The organism is Streptomyces sp. NPDC045956, from assembly GCF_056430705.1.
In genome coordinates this window covers 389,314-404,342 of the sequence record NZ_JBWKKZ010000006.1, presented here as the reverse complement: position 1 = coordinate 404,342, position 15,029 = coordinate 389,314, and the positions used below count along the sequence as shown (strand labels likewise).

Sequence of the window (15,029 nt, the reverse complement as noted above, 5' to 3'; positions counted from 1 at the left end):
CTGATCCATTGCCCACTAGCACCACATCCATCCAAATCCTTTCGCAGCTGCAATCAACTGTGAGACAGTCGTCGTCTGGTGTTCCCGACCGGCCGGGGACCCGACCGGAGTCAGGGGAGGTGGAGACCGTGGCCCCCGTCGCGCCCGGCACGACCCCCGCGGACCTCCACCACCCCGCCCTGCCTCCGGGACGGACCCCGATGGACCGGCTCACAGCCCGAGACACAGCCTGCGAACGGGCCCCGCGGCCCTCGGACCCGAGGACCGCCCACCCTGGAGGGGAACACCATGACCAACTGGCTCCGCACCACCACCGCTTACCTGCACACCCGCACCCACGCCCGCGACGACAGGGGCCAGACGGCGGTGGAGTACCTGGGGATCATCGCGGTGGTGGTGGCGATCGTGCTGGCCATCACGGGGACGGACATCGGGGAGACGATCTACAACGCCATCACCGACAAGATCGACGAGGTCATCGGCTGATCGGTGGTAGCGACGAGGGGCAGGCCTTTCCCATCTACGTCATGGTGGTGGCGGGTCTGCTCTTTCTCGCCTTCGCCTATCTCGCCGTCGGGCAAGCCGCGACCAGTCGCAATAGAGCCCAGACGGCGGCCGACGCGGCAGCGCTCGCAGCGGCGCAGGAGACCCGCGACGAGCTGGCGGGAGAGTGGGCGGAGAACCTAGGGGACCCCTCGACCTGGGTCGACATCTTCGATGGTGTGGTGCCCGGCCTCGCCGACTCGTGCTGGCGAGCCGACCAACTGGCGGCCCAGAACGACGCACAGGTGGACTCGTGTGCCTGGGACGGCCCGCTCGGCTACAGCGTCGAAGTCACGGCGAGCGAACCGGTTGGGGAAACCATCGTCCCAGGCACGGAGAACGACTATGCGCGGGCTTCCGCCACTGCCGTGATCGAACCGAGTTGCACGGTCGAACTTCCCGAACCCGACGCCGGGGACGATGCGCTGCCCAGACTCACCTGCGACGAAGGGCAATGGGAACTGGACCCGGAAGAACTCCCCGAGCTGCCGAAGCCCGAGGACCTGTTTGACGTCCACCTGGCCGACTGACAAGCGAGCGACGAGTGATGAGGGAAGCGAAGTCATGAGCATTCGGTTCACAGAGAAGGCCCGGAGGGGGGCGGCCGCGTTGGTCGTCGTGGCCGGACTGGCCCTCGGTGTCGCCGGTTGCGGTGGTGGGGGCAGCGACGACGACAAGAAGCCGGAAGCCTCGGCGTCCCGCACAGCGGAAGGGGAAGGGGACCCCAGCGCACAGCAGGGCACGGAAGAACCGCAGGCGGAACTCAAGGGAGAGGACGGTCTGGTCCTGGCGGTCACCTCTGCGGCGCGGGACGCGGGCGGATTCGTGACCGTGAGCGGTGAGATCAAGAATGACGGCGCCGAGGCGGCTCGTGTCCCGATCCAGACCCGGGGCGACGAGACCGAGATCATGCGGCACGGCGGATCGCTCGGTGGGGCAACGTTGGTGGACCCCGCCAACAAGAAGCGCTACTACGTACTGCGGGACACCGACGGTCGTCCGCTGACAACCACGGACATGCCCCGCATCAAGCCAGGTGCCTCCATCCCCGTGTTCATGCAGTTCCCGGCGCCGCCCGCCGACACCACGAAGGTCACCTTCCAACTGCCCACCTTTGCGGCCGCCCCCCTTGAGATCTCCGGGTGAGGCCGCCGATGAACCCGACTCGCTTGACGGTTCTCCTCACGACGTCCACGCTCATCGCCATGAGCGTCGTAGGGACGTCATCCGCCCACGCCGACGACCCCAACGACCCCCCCGGCACCGAACCCTCCGCCTCCGCCCCCGTCGAGGTGGACCCCAACGACCCGGACCTCAAGATCCCGGACGGTGCCACGCTCGCGCAGGCGAAGGTGCTGGACATCAAGTCGGTCGTCGAGGACCAGAGCGGCGACGAGCGCCGTGAGGACACCAACACGAACGTCACCTTCGCGCTGCAGGCCGAGGTGCTGTTCGGCAAGGACAGCGCGAAGCTCGGCGCCGAGGCGAAGTCCCGCATCGCGGGGATCGCGGAGGAGGTCAGCAACCAGAACGCCACCAGGGTCCGCGTCTTCGGCTTCACCGACGACCTCGGCTCCTCCGCCCACGGCGACGTCCTGTCCAAGAAGCGCGCCAACGCCGTGCACGACGTCCTCACCCAGACCCTGAACGACGCCGACATCACCTACGAGGTCCGCGGCTACGGCGAGCAGTACCCCATCGCCGACAACTCCACGGAGGCCGGCCGCAAGAAGAACCGCAGGGTCGAGGTCTCCTTCCCCCGCACGGAGGCCTGACGGACCGACACCGCAGCCGCGCGACGCCGTACCGCGCCTACTCCTCCGCGACCTCCACCCGTACCCCCACCCGCACGCCCCACCCGGCCATCGCCCCGGCCTCCGCCTCCAGCACGTGCCGGGCGCGCGGGCGCGGTGCGCCCAGCCGGCCCGGCCGCATGGTGCGCACGGCGATGACGGTCAGCCGCCGGTCGAGGTAGGCGACGTCGATGGGCATCCGCATACGGAAGGTGTGCACGTTGTTGGCGGGCGACAGCAGCATCGCCCCCTCGACGGAGTCGCGCCCCAGCAGCCCTTTCGTGCGGGCGCGGTAGGACCCGGCGATCTCCAGCGGAACGCGGACACCCGCGCCGCCGCCCTCTCCGCCTACGACCAGGACACCCTTCCCGTCCCGCCAACGACGCCCCATGCCGAAGCCCCCTCCCGCCCGTCCGGTGTGCGTTACGCAACCGTAATGGCCCGAGAAGACACACGTACGGCGGATGCGGAGCCCTGTGGCAGCGCGGGGTCGCGCTCTCCGCTCTGGTGCCCCCGTATCCCGGTGGATAGCGTTACCCCGCTCGACAGAAGCCCCGCCCCACCCAGGAGCCACCGTGAATCGCCGCCGCCCCACCCTGCTCGCAGCGCTCACGCTGACCGCCGCAGCGGCCCTGACGCTGTCCGCGTGCGGCAGCGACGACGGCCCGTCCGGCGACAACGACAAGATCGCGGGCGCGGACACAGGCGGTGAGCAGACGTCGTCGCCCAGCCCGTCCGCCGCGTCTTCCGCAGCGGACGGGCGGCCGGAGATCAAGCTCCCGTCGGATCTGAAGCTGGTCTTCGAGGGCGGCGAGACGGGTGATCCCGTGAAGGACGCCGTACTCGCCGACAACGCCGAGCGGATGCGAGCCGTGGACGCCGCGATCGCCGGCACGGACCCCGACGGGGAAGCGCTCGGCTTCTACAACACGGGGAAGGCCATGGAAGCCGCCGTCTCGTGGGTCGGGCAGTTCGAGAAGGCCGGTGCCACCGTGACCGGGGAAGTCCGGTACTACGACCGGAAGGTGACTCTCCAGGGGGATGCCTCAGCCGCTCTCACGTTCTGTGCCGACGAGAGCAAAGGCTTCAGCAAGGACAAGAAGACCGGCGAGGTCGACAGGACGCCCGTCACCAAGAACAGCTACGTCCTGTACAACACGAAGCTCGACAAGAACGCCGCCGGCGTCTGGCAGACGTCGCAGATCATCTCGACGAGGGGGGCGGCCCAGTGCCAGCCGTAGCGAGGAAGGCGGTGTACGCGGCCGCCCTGGCGGGCGTCACCGTGCTGGCCGTCGGTCCGACGGCCCGGGCCGACATCGTTCCCGGTGGCCAGGGCACGGGGTCCGAGACCCAGGTGGGTGGCGGTCAGAAGGACGAGACCGTCTCGGCGACCGCCGGCGCTGTCGTCTTCGACCGGTCCCGGAACGGCTCGGGGCAGTCCGCCGGGCCCGTCACCGCGGCCTCGAACTGGACACCACCCGCCTGCTACTACGCCCCGAAGTACACGCCCGAGCAGTTGCAGAAGTACCTGGAACCCATCTGGGAGGCGGGCTCCACGGGTCACGAGTGGGACGCCAAGCAGCGCGCCAAGTACAACGCCGACGACGAGGAGAAGGCGTTCAACAAGGACAGGACCGGAGAGGGCTACTGGTGGGACTCCTACGTCACGCCGGGCCGAGAGGGCGATCCGGGAGCGCTCGACTGCACGAGGGAAACCTTCTGGGTCGACACCGGTGACGACCCCCCGGCGGACATCCCGCAGGCCATCACGCCCGAGATGCTCGCCCGACTCGCCTACGCCGAGATCCGCGTCCCCACCACCGAGGTGGACCTCGCGCCGGACAACGCCACGAAGGTGAACCTCCCGACCTGGGCGTGGCTCGACGCCGCCACGTTCAAGCCGGTGTCCGTGACGGCTCGCGTCCCCCTGCTGGACGTCGAGGCGACCACCACCGCGGAACCGGTGTCGGTGCGGATCGACCCGGGCACGGCGGACGCCGAGACCTACCCCGCCTCCGGCGTGTGCGAGATCGCCGGCGGCAGGATCGGCGAGCCCTACGCCAAGGGACGGGCCGAGGAGACCCCGCCCTGTGGGGTGAAGTACCTGCGCTCGTCCGGTGACGGCTCGTACCGGCTCAATGCGACCGTCACCTGGAAAATCCACTGGACCGGGACCGGTGTGGCCGGTGAGCAGCTCCTGCCGGACGGTGAATTCGGTGGGGACCAGGCCGTCACCGTCCAGGAGATCCAGGCCATCAACCGCTGACGCCCCCGCCGCCCCGCCCGAATCCGGTTGTCCGGTGCCCCCTGCCGGAGGTAGGAAGGCCCCATGACCGGACTCGGCGCGGTGTTCCGCCCCCAACTCGCTCCCGAGCGGCTGCGTGCCGTCGCGCAGGCCGCCGATGACGCCGGGCTCGAGGAGCTGTGGCTCTGGGAGGACTGCTTCCGCGAGGGCGGCATCTCCTCGGCCGCCGCGGCGCTGGCCTGGACCGAGCGGGTGCGGGTCGGCGTGGGGCTGCTGCCCGTCCCGCTGCGGAACGTGGCCCTCACCGCGATGGAGGCCGCCACCCTGCACCGCATGTTCCCCGGCCGCCCGATCCTCGCCCTCGGCCACGGTGTGCAGGACTGGATGGGGCAGGTCGGAGCGCGGGCCGAGTCGCCCGTCACCCTGTTGCGGGAGCACCTGCACGCGCTGCGGGCGTTGCTGGACGGGCGGCGCGTGACCACCGAGGGCCGCTACGTCCGGCTCGACGACGTGGGCCTCGACTGGCCGCCGGACCGGGACGTCCGGGTCCTCGCCGGCGCCACCGGACCCCGTTCGCTCCGGCTGGCCGGTGAGGCCGCCGACGGGACCGTGCTCACCGCGTCCACCCCGCCCGACGGAGTACGGCAGGCCCGTCGGCTCATCGACGAAGGGCGCGCGGCGGCCGGGCGGACCGAGCCGCACGAGGTGGTCGTGTACCTCCTCGCGGCGACCGGCCCCGGCGCAGGCGAGCGGCTGCGGGCCGACCTGGCCGCCGAGGGCGTCGGCTCGGTGCCGGACCTCGGGGTGGCCGGGGACGCCCGGGCCGTCGCCGAGGCCGTGCGGCGGCTGGCCGAGGCGGGGGCCGACACCGTCGTCCTCCAGCCGACCGGCGACGAGCCCGACCCCGAGGGCTTCGTGCGGTTCGCCGCCGAGCAGGTCAGGCCCCTGGTCGGCTAGACCGCGCCGCGCTCCAGGTCTCCCCCCCCCGAGAAGCTGAACGGATCCGCCCCCATGGCACACCCACCCGCCCCGCACCCCCGCACCTTCGACGAACTGGTGGCCGAAGGCGCCTCCGTCCCCACCGAGGGGTGGGACTTCTCCTGGTTCGAGGGCCGGGCCACCGAGGCGCGGCCCTCCTGGGGGTACGCCCGGTCCCTGTCCGCGCGGCTGGTGGGGGCCGGCGCGGTGCTGGAGGTGCAGACGGGGGGAGGGGAGGTCCTCGATCAGGCGCTCGCGGTCGCCGCACCGCACCGCCCGCCGCTCGTCGTCGCCACCGAGGGCTGGCCGCCCAACGTCGCCGAGGCCACGAGGCTGCTCCGCCCGCGCGGCGTCCCCGTGGTCGCCTCGCCCGACGACGCGCCCTTCCCCTTCGCGGACGGCGCCTTCGACCTGGTCGTGAGCCGCCACCCCGTCCGGCCGCACTGGGCGGAGATCGCCCGGGTGCTCGCGCCGGGCGGCACGTACTTCGCCCAGCACGTCGGCCCCGCCAGCGTCTTCGAGCTGGTCGAGTACTTCCTCGGGCGCCTGCCGGAGGAGAACCGGAACCACCGCCACCCGGACCGTGAGCGCGCCGACGCCGAGCAGGCCGGGCTGGAGGTCGTCGACCTGCGTGCGGAACGGCTGCGGATGGAGTTCCACGACGTCGGAGCCGTCGTCCACTTCCTGCGCAAGGTCGTGTGGATGGTGCCCGGCTTCACCGTCGACGGGTACCGGGACCGGCTGCGCGAGCTGCACGAACGCATCGAGAGCGAAGGCCCCTTCATCGCCCACAGCACGCGTCACCTCTTCGACGCCCGCAAGCCGCACGCCTAGGGCCTGTCTGACGATTCCCGCCTGCCTCGCGACGCCATGCACGCACTCTCGCCGCACCGGGCGCAGAGCCAAACACATCCAGTACGAGGCTCTGCGCCCAGCGGGTCACGCGTGCGCGCCCGTCGTCACCTCGCCCACCACCAGCTCCGCCCGCGCCTCCAGGACCTCACCCACCCGCTCCACCCGTGCGGACAGCTCGCGCCGCTGCCGGGCCGTCAGCCGTCCCAGCGGTTCGACCGTGACGGTCGTGAGCCGTCCCCGGCGCCGCTGGTGCCACACGCCGGCCACGACGCCGTCCACCAGGAGGACCGGGAAGTTGCCCGCCTGGCCGCCCGCCAGCGCCCGTCGGTACGCGGCTCCGGGGAAGAGCAGCTCCCGAGGCTGCGCGGCGATGACGTAGGCGTCGAAGTACGGCAGCAGCCGCACCCCGCGCAGCAGGTCGTCCCGCGCGGGCCCGTCGGGGAAGACCGTGTCGCCCGCCACCACCCAGGCGGGCGCCCCCTCGAAGCGGACCTCCTCGATCTCGCCCGCGGCGGCCAGGCCGTCGTACAGCGCCCGCGCCCAGCCCGCGGGCGCCGCCAGCCACCTGGCGAAGTGCTGCGGGGTGGCGGGGCCGTACGCGTGCAGGTAGCGGCGTACCAGGAGCCGCAACGCCTCCTCGGGCGGCAGAGGGGTGAAGCGGGGCGGGCGGGTGCAGGTCACCTTGCGGCCCCGGTTCGGGCCGAAGGAGAGCGCGCCGGACTGGCCCGCCCGGTGCAGCACCTGCCGCCAGCGCGGCCACAGGGTCTGGAACGCGGGCATCACCAGGTCGGCGGCCCACGGGCCCGTACGGGCGACGACCTCCTCGCCGAGTTCGTCGACGGTCAGGAACGCGCCGTCCAGGGCGTCGCCGATCGCGGCCACGACCTGATCGGCCTGTTCCTCGTCGAGGCGTACGTCGGGGGCGAAGGACGCGGCACCGGAGGGGATCGCGGGCAGCGCCCCGCACCACATCGGCAGTGCGCGGGTGGGCAGGAGGTGCACCGTCCCGCGCGGACCGTGTGTCTTCACCAGTGAGGCCGGCGGGGCGGCCGTGCCGGTCGGCCACAGGGCGTCCCGTACGTCCGCGCGGGTCACCCCGTCCGCCCGCAGCCCGAGCGACAACTCGGCCGCGGACAGCACCTGCGCGTGGGTTCCGAGCATCGCGTCGGCCACGTCGGCGAGCGCCGTGCCCGTTCGGGCGGACTTGGCCAGGAACTGCCGTTCGAGCCGTCGGGCGCTCACCGCGCCCCAAGTGGTCGCCACTGTCGTCGTCATGAGGCGACGTTAGAGGAGCAGTAGGACAGAAATTGTCCCAGTGGAGTCGGGCGGGAAGGGATCTTCGGGGCGTAAACGGCGCACCTTCGCAAATCTCCACGGGTTCGGCGGGAGGTGCGGAATCACCCCTCGATCCTCACAGGGTTTCCACATCGTTATCCAGCGGGGGCCTCGGCGGGTCGAATCGAGCCCGTCCGATCACGTAAGTTCGAGGCCAGGTAATTCGCGTGAGCAAAGCTGCGCGTGTGGCACCGCGCGGCGGAGGGGGCTGCGCGGTGCCCGGTCAAGCGGGCGTTCGCCGGTGGTGTCACCCGGTCGGACGAGTCGCGGGCGGCCCGCGGTGTGCGACCCGCCGTCCGCCGGGCCTTCCGCGGCGTCGCCCGGATCGCCCCTCTCGGAACCCTCGGCGCCTCCCCGGTCCCGCCCGCCACCCCGTTCACCGGCGCATCCGCCGCGTTCCGGCCACCGCGCGAGGCGGAATGAGGGCTTCCATGGCCACTCCCGCGTTGTCGGACGATTTCGGAGAGTAGTTGTGGCACGCCGATGCGCGCGACATCCCTCACGAAGGGTTATGGTGGAAACCCCCCCTCGGGCCGGTCCGTCTCCCCCCCACGGACCGGCCCGTTTTTTCTGCCTCCCGCGCCCCGGCTCCTCGCGCCGCTCACTCCCGCTCCGCGCGGGACGCCCGTCATGAGGAGTTCACCGGTGCGTCGTCCGGGGTCGTGGCATGGCTGCGCTCGTTCCCGGGCATAAGCCAAGCAGGTCGACGCCCGAACCACGGGTGTCGGATCTCAGCGGACGGCACGGAGCCGTCCGCCCGGGAGGCCCTTTGCACCAGCCCCACCGTGCGGTCACGGCACGGAAGACGCGGCGGAGGGCCGGTCCGCGGCCCGCGCCGGTGCAGGGCGGTCGTCGATCGGTCGGCTCATTGCGGCGCTCCCGGCCCAGCGTCCACTCCGTCGCTCCCCGACCTCTTCCGAGGGGGTACGTCCTTCCGTGGTGACCAGCACAAAGCGCCACAAGCCAGATAGGCGCACCTACGTTCTCGACACCAGCGTCCTGCTGGCCGACCCGAACGCCCTGAACCGCTTCGACGAGCACGAGGTCGTGCTGCCGATCGTCGTGGTGACGGAGCTGGAGGCGAAACGGCACCACCCCGAACTCGGCTACTTCGCCCGGCAGGCCCTGCGTCTGCTCGACGAGTTCCGGGTGCGGCACGGCCGCCTCGACGCCCCCATCCCGATCGGGGACCTCGGCGGCACCGTACGGGTCGAGCTCAACCACTCGGACCCCAGCGTGCTGCCCACCGGCTATCGCCTGGGGGACAACGACTCCCGCATCCTCGCGGTCGCCCGCAACCTGCAGGCGGAGGGATTCGACGTCACCGTCGTCTCCAAGGACCTCCCCCTCAGGATCAAGGCGTCCTCCGTCGGCCTGCTCGCCGAGGAGTACCGCGCCGAGCTCGCCATCACGGACGCCTCCGGCTGGACCGGGATGTCCGAACTCACCCTGCCGGGTGAGCAGGTGGACGTGCTCTTCGAGGAGGGCCGGGTCTACGTCCCCGAGGCCGCCGAGCTGCCCGTGCACACCGGTCTGACCCTCCAGTCGGAGCGCGGCAAGGCACTCGGCCGGGTCACGCCCGACGGCAACGTCCGCCTGGTGCGCGGCGACCGGGAGGCGTTCGGAATCAAGGGCCGCAGTGCCGAGCAGCGGATCGCGCTCGACCTGCTCCTCGACCCGGACGTCGGCATCGTGTCGATGGGCGGCCGGGCCGGCACCGGCAAGTCGGCGCTGGCGCTGTGCGCGGGGCTGGAGGCCGTGCTGGAGCGCCGGCAGCACCAGAAGGTGATGGTCTTCCGTCCGCTGTACGCGGTGGGCGGGCAGGAGCTGGGCTATCTGCCCGGCTCCGAGGCCGAGAAGATGAGCCCGTGGGCGCAGGCGGTCTTCGACACTCTGTCGGCGGTCACCAGCCGGGAGGTCATCGAAGAGGTGACCGCGCGCGGGATGCTGGAGGTCCTGCCGCTCACCCATATCCGCGGCCGCTCGCTCCACGACGCCTTCGTCATCGTGGACGAGGCCCAGTCCCTGGAGCGGAACGTCCTGCTGACCGTGCTCTCCCGGATCGGGGCCAACTCGCGGGTCGTCCTGACCCACGACGTGGCGCAGCGGGACAACCTGCGGGTCGGGCGGTACGACGGAGTCGTCGCCGTCATCGAGAAGCTGAAGGGGCATCCGCTCTTCGCGCACGTCACCCTGACCCGGTCCGAGAGGTCGCAGATCGCGGCACTTGTGACCGAAATGCTGGAGGACGGCCACATCTGAGGAAACAGGTCCCGAGAGGGCCGATTGTGTGACGGTTGGCGCCGTCCGGAAGGCGAAGAGCCTAGCCGGGCGGCGTCGTCGCGTGTGGGGGTTTCCGGAATTCCCTTGAGCCAAACGGGATGTGAGCTTTCACACGCAACACAGAATTGCCTCACCCCGTCGGGTTACGGCAGAGTCTCCTTCCTGTCAGGCCCCGCATACGACTCAGCTGTACCCCCAGCGGTACGGCGCCCCAGAAGCACCTGCCAACTCCATAGCAGCGTCGTATGCCGCCCGAGCACCACACGGCGCTCCCCCCGCGGGAGTTGTCCACCGGGCCCGTGCCTCCCGTGACCCGTAGTTGGGGAGGCCTGTGCCAGGGGCACGATTGCGTCCGCGAGGGTCACCGAAGCGGGCGATGCTGGAAGGAAACCGTGTGAGCCGGATCTCGGTCCGGGGATTCGCAGTGGCCTCGGCCACGGCGGTCACCGCAGTCGGAAGCGTCGTCGGCGTTGCCTCGGGCAGCACCGCGCAGAACAACGACGCGGAGGCGACGGCAGCAGGCACGACGCTGCTCGCGGACATCCCCATGGGCGAGCAGGCGCAGGTGCAGACCGCGTCCCTGACGCAGCAGGCCGACGTACAGGCCATCGCCGCGGACGTGAGCGCCAAGAAGGACGCCGAGGAAGCGGCCCGCAAGGCAGCCGCCGAGACCGCCGTGGCCAAGCAGGAGAAGGCCAAGAAGGCGGCCGCGGAGGCCAAGGAGCGCGAGGCGGAGCAGGAAGCCGCCAGCCGCGACGCCAAGCGCGAGTCGACCACCTTCGCCGTCCAGAGCTCGTACAGCATCAGCCAGATCCAGGCCATGGCCCGCCAGATGGTGCCGAGCGGCCAGTGGCAGTGCTTCAGCAACATCGTGGACCACGAGTCCAGCTGGAACTACAAGGCGGTCAACCCCTCCTCCGGCGCCTACGGCCTCTTCCAGGCGCTGCCGGCGGGCAAGTACTCCTCCGCGGGCGCCGACTGGCGGACCAACCCGGCGACCCAGATCAAGTGGGGCCTCAACTACATGGACAGCCGCTACGGCAGCCCGTGCGAGGCCTGGGGCTTCTGGCAGAACAACCACTGGTACTGAGCCCGCCCGGGCACGGTCCCGCCCCGCTCAACCTCGCGCAGCCCCTCACCGTCCTACGGTGAGGGGCTTTCGCGTCCCCGCCATGTACGGTCGTGCCGAAGCGACTCCAGGGGGGAGTGGTGAGGAGAGACGGGGGAAGAGGACGGATCATGTCGCGAGTGCCAGGGTGGCTCGGCCGGCTCGGCGCCGGACTGACGCAGATGAGCAAGCGGTTGGACCAGCGCCGCGAGGAAGCGCGGCGCGCGGAGGCCGACGACGGACCGGTGCCGGACGCCGGCCACGGGCCGCCGTCCGCGCCGGACGTGACGCTGGAGCACCTCGGCCCGCACCAGCAGCTCGTGGTCCAGACCCGCCCCGACCCGGCGCTGGCCGTGCCCTGGGGCGTACGGGTCGCCGCGGAGGTGGGATGGCGGCTGCTGATCCTCGCGGGCACCGTATGGGTGCTGATGAAGGTCATCAGCGCCGTGCAGCTGGTGGTGCTGGCGTTCGTGGCCGCGCTGCTCATCACGGCGCTGCTCCAGCCGACCGTGGCGTGGCTGCGCCGGCACGGGGTGCCCCGGGGGCCGGCCACCGCCCTGACCGCGATCCTCGGGTTCGTCGTGATGGGGCTGATCGGCTGGTTCGTGACCTGGCAGGTCATGGAGAACATCGACAACCTCTCCGACCAGGTCCAGGACGGCATCGACGAGCTGCGCAACTGGCTGCTCAACAGCCCCTTCCACGTCACCGACAAGCAGATCAACGAGATCGCCAAGAACCTGCGCGAGGCGGTCGGCGCCAACACCGACCAGATAACGTCCGCGGGCCTGGAGGGCGTCACGGTCGTCGTCGAGGCGCTCACCGGCATCCTGCTGGCGGCCTTCTCGACGCTCTTCCTGCTCTACGACGGCAAGCGCATCTGGCAGTGGACGCTGAAGCTGGTGCCGGCCGCGGCCCGGCCGGGCGTCGCCGGAGCCGGCCCGCGCGCGTGGCGGACGCTGACGGCGTACGTGCGGGGCACGGTGATCGTGGCGCTGATCGACGCCATCTTCATCGGCCTCGGCATCTACTTCCTGGACGTGCCGATGGCCGTCCCACTGGCCGTGTTCATCTTCCTGTTCGCCTTCGTGCCGCTCGTCGGCGCGGTGGTGTCCGGCGCCCTCGCGGTCGTCGTGGCGCTGGTGACGCAGGGCGTGTTCGCGGCCGTCATGACCCTCGTGGTGGTGCTGGCGGTGCAGCAGATCGAGGGGCACATCCTCCAGCCGTTCATCCTCGGGCGCGCGGTGCGGGTCCACCCGCTGGCCGTGGTGCTGTCCGTGGCCGCCGGCGGCATGATCGCCGGCATCGGCGGCGCGGTGGTCGCCGTACCGCTGGTGGCGGTGACGAACACCGTCGTGGGCTATCTGCGGGCGTACTCGCGGGAAGCGGCCCTGCGGCAGGCCCCGAAGCCGCACGGGGCGACGTCGACCGACGCGTCCCCGGCGACGGACCACCCGCCGCGGCCCGCCGAGGCCGAGGCGCCACCGCCGGACACGACACCGGCGTAGCGACACGCGAAGGGCCCCGCCCACCGGATCGGTGAGCGGGGCCCTCGTCGTGTGCCGCGGCGCGGGACTACTGCGCGGCCAGCACCGCCTCGGCGTCCAGCGTGACACCGACGGCCTCGACCACGGCGGCGATCTTGAACGCCTCCTGGATCGTGTCGCGGTCCACACCGGCCTTGCGGAGCACCTGCTCGTGCGAGTCCAGGCACATGCCGCAGCCGTTGATGGCGGACACCGCGAAGGACCACAGCTCGAAGTCGACCTTGTCGACGCCCGGGTTGCCGATGACGTTCATCCGCAGACCGGCGCGCAGGGTGCCGTACTCGTGGTCCGACAGCAGGTGCCGGGTGCGGTAGAAGACGTTGTTCATCGCCATGACGGCGGCGGCCGACTTGGCGGCCTGGTACGCCTCCGGCGACAGGTTCGCCTTCGCCTCCGGCTCCAGCTCACGCAGCACGATGGGGGAGCGCGAGGCGATGGCGGTCGCCAGCACGGTGCCCCACAGCTGCTGCGCCGGGAGGTCGGAGTTGCCGATGACCGAGCCCAGGTTGAGCTTCAGGTCCTTGGCGTAGTCGGGGACGGCGGACTTCAGGGAGTCGAGGGACATCTCGGATCACTCTCCGGAGAGCAGCGCGACCGGGTCGAGGGTCTCGTCGCCCTTGCTCCAGTTGCACGGGCAGAGTTCGTCGGTCTGCAGGGCGTCGAGGACCCGCAGGACCTCCTTGGGGTTACGGCCGACCGAGCCGGCGGTCACCATGGTGAACTGGATCTCGTTGTTCTGGTCCACGATGAACACGGCGCGCTTGGCGAAGCCGTCCTCGCCCTCGATGCCGAGGTCGCGCATCAGCTCGTGCTTGGAGTCCGCCATCATCGGGAACGGCAGGTCCGTCAGGTCCGGGTGGTCCTTGCGCCAGGCGTGGTGCACGAACTCGGAGTCGCCGGAGAAGCCGAGGACCTGGGCGTCGCGGTCGGCGAACTCGTCGTTCAGCTTGCCGAAGGCGGCGATCTCGGTCGGGCACACGAAGGTGAAGTCCTTGGGCCACGCGAAGACGACCTTCCACTGACCCTCGTAGGTCTTGTGGTCGATCTGCTGGAACTCCTTGCCCTTCTCCAGCGAGACGCAGGCGGTCAGATCGAACTCGGGGAACTTGTCACCGACAGTGAGCACGCGCTCTCCTTGCAGCGAAGAAACACCCGGATTGCGGGCGTTTCCCATGGGTTGGACGGTCTTGATGTTGGCACAGGGTGCATTGATTAGTGAAATAGCTACACTCGGTCGAGTTGATCGGAGGTGGCTATTAGTGTCGGGTAAGAAGAGGCAACCCAGCCTCGCCCAGCTGCGGGCCTTCGCCGCGGTCGCCGAGCATCTGCACTTCCGCGATGCCGCCGCCGCGATCGGGATGAGCCAGCCCGCGCTCTCGGGAGCCGTCTCGGCCCTGGAGGAGACACTCGGTGTCACCCTCCTGGAGCGTACGACGCGCAAGGTGCTGCTCTCGCCCGCGGGTGAGCGGCTCGCCGTACGGACGAAGGCGGTGCTGGCGGAGGTCGGCGCGCTGCTGGAGGAGGCGGAGGCGGTACGGGCGCCGTTCACGGGGGCGCTGCGCCTCGGGGTCATCCCGACGGTGGCGCCGTACCTGCTGCCCACGGTGCTGCGCCTGGTCCACGACCGCTACCCGGCCCTCGACCTCCAGGTGCACGAGGAGCAGACGGCGAGCCTGCTGGAGGGGCTCACGTCCGGCCGGCTCGACCTGCTGCTGCTCGCGGTGCCGCTCGGCGTCCCCGGCGTGACCGAACTCCCCCTCTTCGACGAGGACTTCGTGCTCGTCACCCCCCTCGACCACCCGCTGGGCGGGCGGGAGGGCATCGAGCGCTCGGTGCTGCGCGAACTGAACCTGCTGCTGCTCGACGAGGGGCACTGCCTGCGCGACCAGGCGCTCGACATCTGCCGCGAGGCGGGCCGCGCGGGCGTCCCGGCGACGACCACGGCCGCCGGCCTGTCGACGCTGGTGCAGCTGGTGGCGGGCGGCCTCGGGGTGACGCTGCTGCCGCGCACGGCCGTCCGCGTGGAGACGTCCCGCTCCAGCCAGCTCCTCACCGGCGCCTTCACCGACCCGGCCCCCACCCGCCGCGTCGCCCTCGCCATGCGCACGGGCGCGGCCCGCTCCGCGGAGTACGAGGAACTGGCGGGCGCCCTGCGGGAGGCGATGCGCGAGCTGCCGGTGCGGATCGTCACCGGCTGACGCACGCGCCGGCGCCCGTCCCCGGGGGAGCCCCCCTCCCCCGGGGCGGGTGTTTTTTTGGCTGGGGCGGTAGGGGCCCTCCCCTCGCCGAACCTCCGGGGGAGTCAGGAGCAGCAGGGGGGGGGGGGGGGGTGGGGGGAACAA

At 71.3% G+C, this 15,029-nt stretch carries 16 protein-coding genes; 12 read left to right on the top strand and 4 right to left on the bottom strand.

Translation table 11 applies throughout. From position 1 onward, the window contains the following. Nucleotides 1-288: 288 nt before the first annotated feature. The 4 genes from AC07FV_RS18815 to AC07FV_RS18800 are packed head-to-tail and all read left to right on the top strand — an operon-like array spanning nt 289 to nt 2,318. On the top strand, nt 289-486 hold the full coding sequence (locus AC07FV_RS18815; RefSeq protein ID WP_361017708.1) for a Flp family type IVb pilin: 198 nt from the start codon (nt 289-291) through the stop codon (nt 484-486). Further along, nucleotides 483-1,073, top strand: coding sequence for a pilus assembly protein TadG-related protein (locus AC07FV_RS18810; protein ID WP_479088612.1), 591 nt, complete (start codon nt 483-485; stop codon nt 1,071-1,073). The genes AC07FV_RS18815 and AC07FV_RS18810 overlap by 4 nt, the downstream gene beginning before the upstream one ends. 34 nt (nt 1,074-1,107) lie before the next feature. Next, nucleotides 1,108-1,689 (top strand): hypothetical protein, encoded by a 582-nt coding sequence (locus AC07FV_RS18805; RefSeq protein WP_479088522.1) that lies wholly within the window; start codon nt 1,108-1,110, stop codon nt 1,687-1,689. Between the two features lie 8 nt (nt 1,690-1,697). Beyond that, nucleotides 1,698-2,318: an OmpA family protein gene (locus tag AC07FV_RS18800; protein WP_479088520.1), complete on the top strand. Its 621-nt coding sequence runs from the start codon at nt 1,698-1,700 to the stop codon at nt 2,316-2,318. 37 nt (nt 2,319-2,355) lie between these two features. On the opposite strand, the gene AC07FV_RS18795 is transcribed toward AC07FV_RS18800, so the two are convergent. Beyond that, nucleotides 2,356-2,727, bottom strand: a complete 372-nt coding sequence (locus AC07FV_RS18795) for a DUF192 domain-containing protein (RefSeq protein ID WP_479088518.1) — start codon at nt 2,725-2,727, stop codon at nt 2,356-2,358. A 184-nt stretch (nt 2,728-2,911) separates the two neighbouring features. On the opposite strand from AC07FV_RS18795, the gene AC07FV_RS18790 reads away from it, so the two are divergent. From AC07FV_RS18790 to AC07FV_RS18775, 4 genes are all read left to right on the top strand, one after another. Next, complete coding sequence (locus AC07FV_RS18790; protein WP_479088517.1) at nt 2,912-3,577, top strand: hypothetical protein; 666 nt, start codon at nt 2,912-2,914, stop codon at nt 3,575-3,577. Further along, complete coding sequence (locus AC07FV_RS18785; protein WP_479088515.1) at nt 3,565-4,602, top strand: hypothetical protein; 1,038 nt, start codon at nt 3,565-3,567, stop codon at nt 4,600-4,602. Before AC07FV_RS18790 ends, AC07FV_RS18785 begins: the two co-directional genes overlap by 13 nt. A gap of 63 nt (nt 4,603-4,665) precedes the next feature. Further along, nucleotides 4,666-5,538, top strand: a complete 873-nt coding sequence (locus AC07FV_RS18780) for an LLM class flavin-dependent oxidoreductase (RefSeq protein ID WP_479088514.1) — start codon at nt 4,666-4,668, stop codon at nt 5,536-5,538. Between the two features lie 54 nt (nt 5,539-5,592). Then, nucleotides 5,593-6,393: a class I SAM-dependent methyltransferase gene (locus AC07FV_RS18775; RefSeq protein ID WP_479088512.1), complete on the top strand. Its 801-nt coding sequence runs from the start codon at nt 5,593-5,595 to the stop codon at nt 6,391-6,393. Between the two features lie 105 nt (nt 6,394-6,498). Here AC07FV_RS18775 and AC07FV_RS18770 read toward each other — a convergent pair whose 3' ends face one another. Beyond that, nucleotides 6,499-7,689 carry a winged helix DNA-binding domain-containing protein gene (locus tag AC07FV_RS18770; protein ID WP_479088510.1) on the bottom strand — a complete coding sequence of 397 codons (1,191 nt, stop codon included), beginning with the start codon at nt 7,687-7,689 and terminating at the stop codon, nt 6,499-6,501. Nucleotides 7,690-8,685: 996 nt separating this feature from the next. Here AC07FV_RS18770 and AC07FV_RS18765 point away from each other — a divergent pair. From AC07FV_RS18765 to AC07FV_RS18755, 3 genes are all read left to right on the top strand, one after another. After that, nucleotides 8,686-10,011, top strand: coding sequence for a PhoH family protein (locus tag AC07FV_RS18765; protein WP_479088509.1), 1,326 nt, complete (start codon nt 8,686-8,688; stop codon nt 10,009-10,011). 415 nt (nt 10,012-10,426) lie between these two features. Further along, nucleotides 10,427-11,122: an aggregation-promoting factor C-terminal-like domain-containing protein gene (locus tag AC07FV_RS18760; protein ID WP_479088507.1), complete on the top strand. Its 696-nt coding sequence runs from the start codon at nt 10,427-10,429 to the stop codon at nt 11,120-11,122. Between the two features lie 149 nt (nt 11,123-11,271). Then, nucleotides 11,272-12,648, top strand: coding sequence for an AI-2E family transporter (locus tag AC07FV_RS18755; RefSeq protein WP_479088505.1), 1,377 nt, complete (start codon nt 11,272-11,274; stop codon nt 12,646-12,648). Nucleotides 12,649-12,715: 67 nt separating this feature from the next. Here the strand turns inward: AC07FV_RS18755 and AC07FV_RS18750 are convergent, their stop codons facing one another. Both AC07FV_RS18750 and AC07FV_RS18745 read right to left on the bottom strand, forming a co-directional pair. Beyond that, entirely contained in the window at nt 12,716-13,252 is a 537-nt protein-coding gene (locus tag AC07FV_RS18750; protein ID WP_356604133.1) for an alkyl hydroperoxide reductase, read from the bottom strand. Nucleotides 13,253-13,258: 6 nt separating this feature from the next. Continuing rightward, nucleotides 13,259-13,813, bottom strand: a complete 555-nt coding sequence (locus AC07FV_RS18745) for a peroxiredoxin (protein ID WP_361017728.1) — start codon at nt 13,811-13,813, stop codon at nt 13,259-13,261. A 133-nt stretch (nt 13,814-13,946) separates the two neighbouring features. On the opposite strand from AC07FV_RS18745, the gene AC07FV_RS18740 reads away from it, so the two are divergent. Next, nucleotides 13,947-14,885: a LysR substrate-binding domain-containing protein gene (locus tag AC07FV_RS18740; protein WP_479088504.1), complete on the top strand. Its 939-nt coding sequence runs from the start codon at nt 13,947-13,949 to the stop codon at nt 14,883-14,885. The last annotated feature ends 144 nt before the right edge of the window (nt 14,886-15,029 follow it).